Origin of the sequence: Weissella muntiaci (assembly GCF_008107635.1) — a bacterium.
GTDB lineage: Bacteria > Bacillota > Bacilli > Lactobacillales > Lactobacillaceae > Weissella > Weissella muntiaci.
On sequence record NZ_SDGZ01000010.1, the window covers coordinates 230,860 to 237,743 of the forward strand.

The following is a 6,884-nucleotide window of genomic DNA, read 5'->3' on the forward strand; positions in this document are numbered from 1 at the left end:
CACTTTTTCATAAAATTTATTTAATAAATATATATTTAATCTCACAAAAATTCAGCAACAGTCTGATATGCCAAAGAGACACCGCGTTAAATCATCCTTATTATGCTTCGCTTTGATTAATCATTAATTAAAACAATCCAAGATACACCACTAAACGAGAAAATACTATTTCAAGTCTCAAAATTAACAATCTTAAGAAATGAAAAACATATCAATGATATGTTAAAGCATTTACAAACTTTTTTAAAAGCGTATGATACGAATGTAAGCGCTTACGTTAATTGAGGTCTTTATTGAGAGAACAAGTCTTCAATCTACTACAATCCAAGTTCATTTGAACTTAAACATATATTTTTTTCTGATTTATAGGAGTATTGATTAACATGGAAAAGAGAGATGGTAAGGTCGGCTTATTTGGGCTGACTGCTTTAATCGTGGGTTCATCAATCGGATCTGGAATCTTCGCCTTGCCCGCCACACTAACGGCTGGTGCGAATGCTGAAGGAATCTTGATTGGTTGGCTAATTGTCGGAATGGGGATGCTGTCCTTAGTTTCCGTTTATCGTAATTTAACCCTACGCCAACCAGATATTGACGATGGAATTTATGGTTGGTCTAAAGGTGCCTTTGGACACTTCGGTGGTTTCATTGGTGCTTTTGGGCATGGCGCTGGTGACGCAATTGGTAATGCTTCATATCTAGTCGTCATCTTCTCCGCCTTAGGTGCTTTCGGTGCCTTTTCATTCTTTGGTGAAGGAACGACTTGGCCTGCCGTGATCGTTGCCTCGGTTGTCCTATGGACAATCAACTTCTTGGTATTACGCGGTGTTCGTTCAAGTACAACCGTAAACAACATTACAACGGTCGCTAAAGTCATTCCAATCGCATTATTCATAATCTTGGCAATTTTTCATTTCAATGTGCACACATTCTTAAACACATTTGGCTCAACGACAATTTTAGATCCAGTCACTGGCAAATATGGACATGCATCAATTTTCACGCAAAGCCGTTCCGTCCTCTTAGCAACAATGTGGACTTTGATTGGTGTTGAATCTGGTACAATCTTCGCTACGCGTGCTCGTAAACTTAGCGACGTCGCAAAAGCAACCATGATCGGTGCCGTAATTGTAATTACATTACTAGTTGGTACAACGGTCCTCGCTTTAGGATTAATGGCTCCCTCAAAAATTTCCTTACTTCACCATCCTTCAATGGCCGGCTTGATGTCATCAATGGTTGGTCCTTGGGGTGGAATGCTCATCAATATTTCATTGATCATTTCCGTTCTAGGGGCATTAATCGCCTGGGTTACACTCAGCGCTGAAGAGGTCCGCCTATCAGGTCGCGGTGGTTCTACCACTAAGTGGATTAACGGTCTCAATCGTCACGAAGCACCCATTAATTCATTATGGATCACCACTGGGATTACCCAAGTCTTAATGATCATCGCTGGAATTTGGAATGCGGGTTATATCGTTCTACTATCATTTTCAACTTCATTGGCTTTGATTCCCTACCTATTTTCTTCAATTTATGCACTTAAGTCAGCCATTTCCGGCAAAGGCTATCAAGATAATCATGGTCGGATTCGTGAAGGAATCTTTGCTGGTATTGCCGTCAGCTTTGTAATCTTCATGATTTATGGCGCTGGGTTACGTTACCTATTGTTGGCCGCAATCGTGTGGTCAGCTGGACTTCCTTTCTTCTTCAAAGGAAAGGCCGAGCGTCGCGAACACCTCACTGGGATTGAGTGGGGTGCTAGCTTGATCGTAATCGCCTTAGCGATTATCGGCCTAATTGGCTTATTCACTGGTATGATTACCTTCTAATTCAACAATCGAATCTTTTATATCAAAAAAACGATTTGGAAAAACTTTAACAGTTTCCAAATCGTTTTTTCATTTTAATTAGCAGTAAAACTCGTCATCATCCCCGCATCCTCATGCCCCAAAATATGACAATGTACCACCCAAACTCCTGGCAAATCAAACTTAACAGCTATATCCGTTGTTTTACCAGCCTTCATCGGATAAGTGTCATACCAAGTCTCGTCGTTGGTTGCTCGTCCATCCACCGCAATCACCTGAAAATGTGCTCCATGGATGTGCATCGGATGGTCATAGCTCATCATTCCATCCGGACTAGTAAATCGAACCTTATACGTTTGCCCCACCTTCACCTGCATTGTTGGCAAATTTGGATAGACTTGACCATTAATCGTCCACCCATTCATATTACCCGCTAAAGCTAGTGTAAAGTCAGGCGTTTTCTCAAGTAACGCTTGATCAACTGGACTCGCTTTAGCTGGGGTAAAGAGGGACTTTCCCTTTTTGATATGATTACCAATATAATCTAGGCTAATCTTGACTGAGCCGTCCAGAATTTGATAGTGCCGATTCTCCGTTCCAGCCAAAGCAACCTCAACGTCAATTCTTTGCCCTGGATAAAGCTTCAAAGTATGAGTTGAATAAGGCTTTGCCAAGGCATAACCATCCTTATGCGTAACCTTAACTGAAAATGGTAATTTAACTGTCTTCGAATTATCCGCAGAAGCGTTAATGAATCGAAGTTGACCAAGCTGACCACCTTTCAATTGCAAAGCTGGTGGTACCAATTGACCATTAACCAAGTTTGTATCAGCATGACTGCCCATCATTCCGCTATAACCATTTGGCAAGTCAGATAAGATTAACAACTCATCCAAATTGTATTTATCATCGACCGCCGACTTAACAACTAAAGGTCCAAACATCCCCTTCCCAACTTGCGTCTCAACAGGACGATAATGCGAGTGATACCAATATGTTCCCGTCTCTGTTGGTGTAAATACGAAAGTTTTGCTTGAGCCATTATCAATCTTATCGAGTGCTCCGTCCATATTATTTGGTATCGTCAAGCCATGCCAATGAACATTAGTCGCTGTACCAGATGCGTTCTTAACATTCACAGTGACCCGCTTACCAGCCGCAAGGACGATCGGTTGACCAGCGGGATAAATTACATTTTGGCTATTTGAATAAACATACCGATTAATCGTTTGGCTGTTGAACTTCATCTTCGTATTAATAATATTAACTGTATATTTCGACTGCGGTCGTACTTTTGTAATATTATATGGGTCCGTCGCTCCTTTTTCCGCTGCAGCAAACGGACTAAATAGCAAATCCCAGAACTGTCCCATTAGAAGCCCAATCGCAATCACCGCCAAAATAATCGTCAGAATAATCTTGGTAGCTAATCTCATTTTTGTTGATCCTTTAGCGATTGCAACTGCCCCTTCAAATCCACAATCTGTTGTACCAAATCCGCGTTACTCTGACGCCGTTTTAACTCATCTTCAAGATCTTTCGTTGAAACTGTATTCAGATGTTGCGAATCCGTATGATGCCGTTTATCTCGCCAAATCAAGTAGATGATCACGCCAATTATTATAAACAGTAAGAGCGTCAAGTTACTACCTAAAGAATCAAATCTGCCATAACCACCATCAAACCATAGATTCATCATAATAAATATTAACCTCTACTTTCTACTTGCTAAATAAAGCGTTTTGTTTTCACCACGCAAATTTATTATCTACCCAATCAAAAAAATGAGCTTCTTTATCCAAAGTACCGGACAAATTTCTCCCCTTAGTGTTTTTTGAGAGTAATCCATATAAAAAACGCCATAGAAAATCTATGACGTCTCATCTTAAATCTGACATTATTTTTCTTGCCAATGTTCATTAAAAAACCGTTCTCGACTTGCATGCTCACGCGCATATAATGTTGGATTCTTCTGATAAAACTGTTGATGTTCTTCTTCAGCCTCCCAGAAAGGTTGAGAAACTTCAATTTTGGTAACAATTTTTGCATCTCCAAAACGTTGAGACTGTACCAAAGCATCCTTTGAAGCTTCAGCTAACAACCTTTGTTCCTCTGAATTGACAAAAATCACTGGTCGATAATTATCACCGCGATCTTGGAACTGCCCCATCGCATCAGTCGGATCAGCACTCTGCCAATATAAATCAAGCAAAGTTTCATAAGTCAAAATCGCATCATCAAACCAAATCTTGACTGCCTCTGTGTGCCCCGTCAAATGTGCCTTCACTTCGGCGTAAGTTGGATAATCTTTATGTCCACCAGTATAACCTGACCGAACCAACCTAACTCCCTGCAAATTCTCGAATGGCTCAACCATACACCAAAAGCAACCACCAGCAAATATTGCTATCTTTTCTGTCATCTTACAAATCCACTCCTTACTTTAAAGTAATATCCCATGCAGCAATTTCATTTTGTCCATAAAGTTGTTTCATTTGTCGCTTGGTCGCAGCCGTTTGATACATTTTGACAATCTTTGCGTACGTTTTATTATGCTGCTCATCCTTTTTGGCAACGATCCAGTTAATATATCCTGCAGTTTGTTTATTAACTGGCTCAGTGTATAGAACCTCCTTCTGTGATAACTTCGCATCAAGCGCATAGTTCGTATTAACAATTGCCGCATCTTCAGATGCTAAACTAGCCACCGTTTGATCATCCGCAACCTCTTTGAAACTCAAGCCCTTTGGATTATCGGTAATATTTTTGACTGTCGGATACGTAATCTTATGATCGTATTTAATTAACCCAGCGTCTGCCAAAACCTTCAATGCCCGAACTTCATTCGAAGGATCATTTGGTACAACAATCGTGCTGCCATGTTTTAACTCTTTAATCGAAGTTAACTTTTTAGAATACAACTTAATCGGCGTAATATAAGTTTTCCCTAGACCTACCAACTTGTCGCCTAATTGTTTATTCTGATCCGCAAAAAAGTTCCATGTTTGGAATGAATTTAAGTCAATCGAACCTTTCACTAACGCTTGATTCGGTTGATTATAATCTGTAAATGTCGTGAATTTAACATTAATATCGTATTTGCTCTTAACCGCCTTGGCAACTTGATTCCAAACTGGCCGATCTGCCGTTCCTACCAAACCGACTTTAACCGTATCGCTGTCCGCATGGGCAACTAACGGCATCAAGAGCAACCCCAACATACTTATAAAAACAAGCAAGAATTTTGTTCGTTCTAGTTTCGAAACTTCCATTTCTTCAAACCTCTCAATTCTTTTATTTATCATTAACAAAAAAACGCTTCTCTATGTTATTGAACCCAACAACATAGAGAAGCGTTTAAACGCGGTACCATTCTCTTTAAAGCAGTCATCACTGACCACCCCTCACAACGTACAAAAGCCGGCGTTCTATACGTGTGTCTTGATAACGGTGACCAAACCCGTCCGGAACTTACTCATCGCTCGTACCAGCCAATAGGTAGGCCATCTTCACTAAGTTCCCTTCCACAAGATTCTCACCAAACATCTCGCTCGCTTTAGAAATTCTTCTTAGCTACTCTCCTACTTACTCGTTTATTTGCTAATCATTAAAATTATATTAGAATTTTCTCATGGATTTGTCAACACGTTTTGCTTAAACTGATCCAATTATTTTAGTCACTTTCTAAATTCAGCTAATTCCAGCCAACTCAGTGCTTTTGGCATATGCAATTTTAATCGTCAAAATATCTTTTATAACAGCCAACGCCTCATCACTAGTGATCAAAATACCTGCTAGATCATAATCTTCACTATCTATATCCAAGCCCATTTCATCAGTGATTAAGTCTAATAAATAGTTTAATTTCGTATCAATTAAATCATTTGAATTCGCACCATTATTACGTCGTTTTTGTTCAAGTGCGCTCTCATCCGCTCCTGTTAAAACTTCTCTTAAGTAATCACGCTGATTGTTACTTCGCTTATTAATGCCTAACATAGTTGTTTCCTCTTTATTAAATGCTCTCATGCAAAATATCAGAAATTTTAAACAAAGCGTCCCTTGCTTGAAACTATTAATAGCATAATAGTTATACAACCTCACTTTGGTAATGTATATAGATTATCATTACATTTTGCTCGGATTATTTTTGCTTTTCAATACATTGAATAAAAACAAATATATTGTTCAACATTTATAATATTGAAATATCAAAAAGATAGAACCTTTGTCATAAATGTGTCCAACTTTTCAACTCTATAAATTGGTATAGCGATTTGGTCTAAAAGTACGATATTTAGGATATTCATGATTACTGCCATCTGAAACGCTTTCATTTATCCAATGAACGTTGTAGTTCTGTCAGTCAATTCTGATACTCCCAAGTAAATCAAAAGGCCTAATAAACCGATCTCCGATTCATCAAGCCAGTCTTTCAAATTATTTTAATCCCGCCCTTTTTCAGAAACATCCTTACCTAAGAGCATCAACCAGATCGCACTAACTAACGTCAAGACTCCTGCAAATACAAGCGTTTCACCTTGCTCCTCACCAGTCTCAGGAAGTACTTTTGCTTTAGTCTCAATCCCATCCACATGCACTGATTCTGCTAAGTTAGCAGAGTTGCTGGTCGTGTTATTCACAATCCTTTCACTAGAATTGCCATCCACAATCTGAACTACAGCACTCATTTTCCACTGCGCTTCCAAAATTGGATTAGCAGTTGTCGCTGTAAAACTACCGCCCGGTTGGACTACCGTGCTACCGTCAGGTAATAACCAACCCGTGAAATCATAACCTGCTTTCGTTGGTACGGTTGTTGGTACAGTCACCGTTGCATTCGGCGCATAGTTAGCCGTATCCGTTGGTGCTCCAGTTCCACCGTTAGCATCGTAGGTCACATTTGTCTGCCAGCCTGCATACAGCGCTAATGTGTTATTCGCTAACCCAGCGGGAACCGTATCGCTCGTGAAATTCCATAGTGTCGTTAAGCCCGCATCGCTATACCAGCCTGTAAATGCCCAACTTCCGTTGGTTGGATCAGTTGGTTGTACGACCAACGCTCCGTCATGG

Annotated in this window: 7 protein-coding genes; 1 reads left to right on the forward strand and 6 read right to left on the reverse strand. The window is 39.9% G+C overall.

Annotated features, from left to right (window positions below; all coding sequences use genetic code 11):
- Positions 1-383: 383 nt before the first annotated feature.
- On the forward strand, positions 384-1,832 hold the full coding sequence (locus tag ESZ50_RS04030; protein ID WP_148622314.1) for an amino acid permease: 1,449 nt from the start codon (positions 384-386) through the stop codon (positions 1,830-1,832).
- Between the two features lie 74 nt (positions 1,833-1,906).
- Here ESZ50_RS04030 and ESZ50_RS04035 read toward each other — a convergent pair whose 3' ends face one another.
- The 6 genes from ESZ50_RS04035 to ESZ50_RS04060 form a co-directional block, all read right to left on the reverse strand.
- Entirely contained in the window at positions 1,907-3,247 is a 1,341-nt protein-coding gene (locus tag ESZ50_RS04035) for a multicopper oxidase family protein (RefSeq protein ID WP_148622315.1), read from the reverse strand.
- Positions 3,244-3,510 carry a hypothetical protein gene (locus tag ESZ50_RS04040; protein WP_148622316.1) on the reverse strand — a complete coding sequence of 89 codons (267 nt, stop codon included), beginning with the start codon at positions 3,508-3,510 and terminating at the stop codon, positions 3,244-3,246. The genes ESZ50_RS04035 and ESZ50_RS04040 overlap by 4 nt, the downstream gene beginning before the upstream one ends.
- Positions 3,511-3,708: 198 nt before the next feature.
- Complete coding sequence (gene msrA, locus ESZ50_RS04045; RefSeq protein WP_148622317.1) at positions 3,709-4,233, reverse strand: peptide-methionine (S)-S-oxide reductase MsrA; 525 nt, start codon at positions 4,231-4,233, stop codon at positions 3,709-3,711.
- Positions 4,234-4,249: 16 nt separating this feature from the next.
- Positions 4,250-5,083 carry a MetQ/NlpA family ABC transporter substrate-binding protein gene (locus tag ESZ50_RS04050; RefSeq protein WP_246111507.1) on the reverse strand — a complete coding sequence of 278 codons (834 nt, stop codon included), beginning with the start codon at positions 5,081-5,083 and terminating at the stop codon, positions 4,250-4,252.
- Positions 5,084-5,501: 418 nt separating this feature from the next.
- Positions 5,502-5,810 (reverse strand): hypothetical protein, encoded by a 309-nt coding sequence (locus ESZ50_RS04055; protein WP_148622318.1) that lies wholly within the window; start codon positions 5,808-5,810, stop codon positions 5,502-5,504.
- Positions 5,811-6,256: 446 nt separating this feature from the next.
- Positions 6,257-6,884, reverse strand: a 628-nt coding sequence (locus tag ESZ50_RS04060; protein ID WP_148622319.1) for an InlB B-repeat-containing protein, incomplete at its 5' end; no start/stop codon positions are given.

Excerpts from the sequence above, each read along its gene's own strand:
- ESZ50_RS04030 (WP_148622314.1), top strand. The coding sequence starts at position 384 with ATGGAAAAGAGAGATGGTAAGGTCGGCTTATTTGGGCTGACTGCTTTA.
- ESZ50_RS04035 (WP_148622315.1), bottom strand. The coding sequence starts at position 3,247 with ATGAGATTAGCTACCAAGATTATTCTGACGATTATTTTGGCGGTGATT.
- ESZ50_RS04040 (WP_148622316.1), bottom strand. The coding sequence starts at position 3,510 with ATGATGAATCTATGGTTTGATGGTGGTTATGGCAGATTTGATTCTTTA.
- msrA (WP_148622317.1), bottom strand. The coding sequence starts at position 4,233 with ATGACAGAAAAGATAGCAATATTTGCTGGTGGTTGCTTTTGGTGTATG.
- ESZ50_RS04050 (WP_246111507.1), bottom strand. The coding sequence starts at position 5,083 with ATGGAAGTTTCGAAACTAGAACGAACAAAATTCTTGCTTGTTTTTATA.
- ESZ50_RS04055 (WP_148622318.1), bottom strand. The coding sequence starts at position 5,810 with ATGTTAGGCATTAATAAGCGAAGTAACAATCAGCGTGATTACTTAAGA.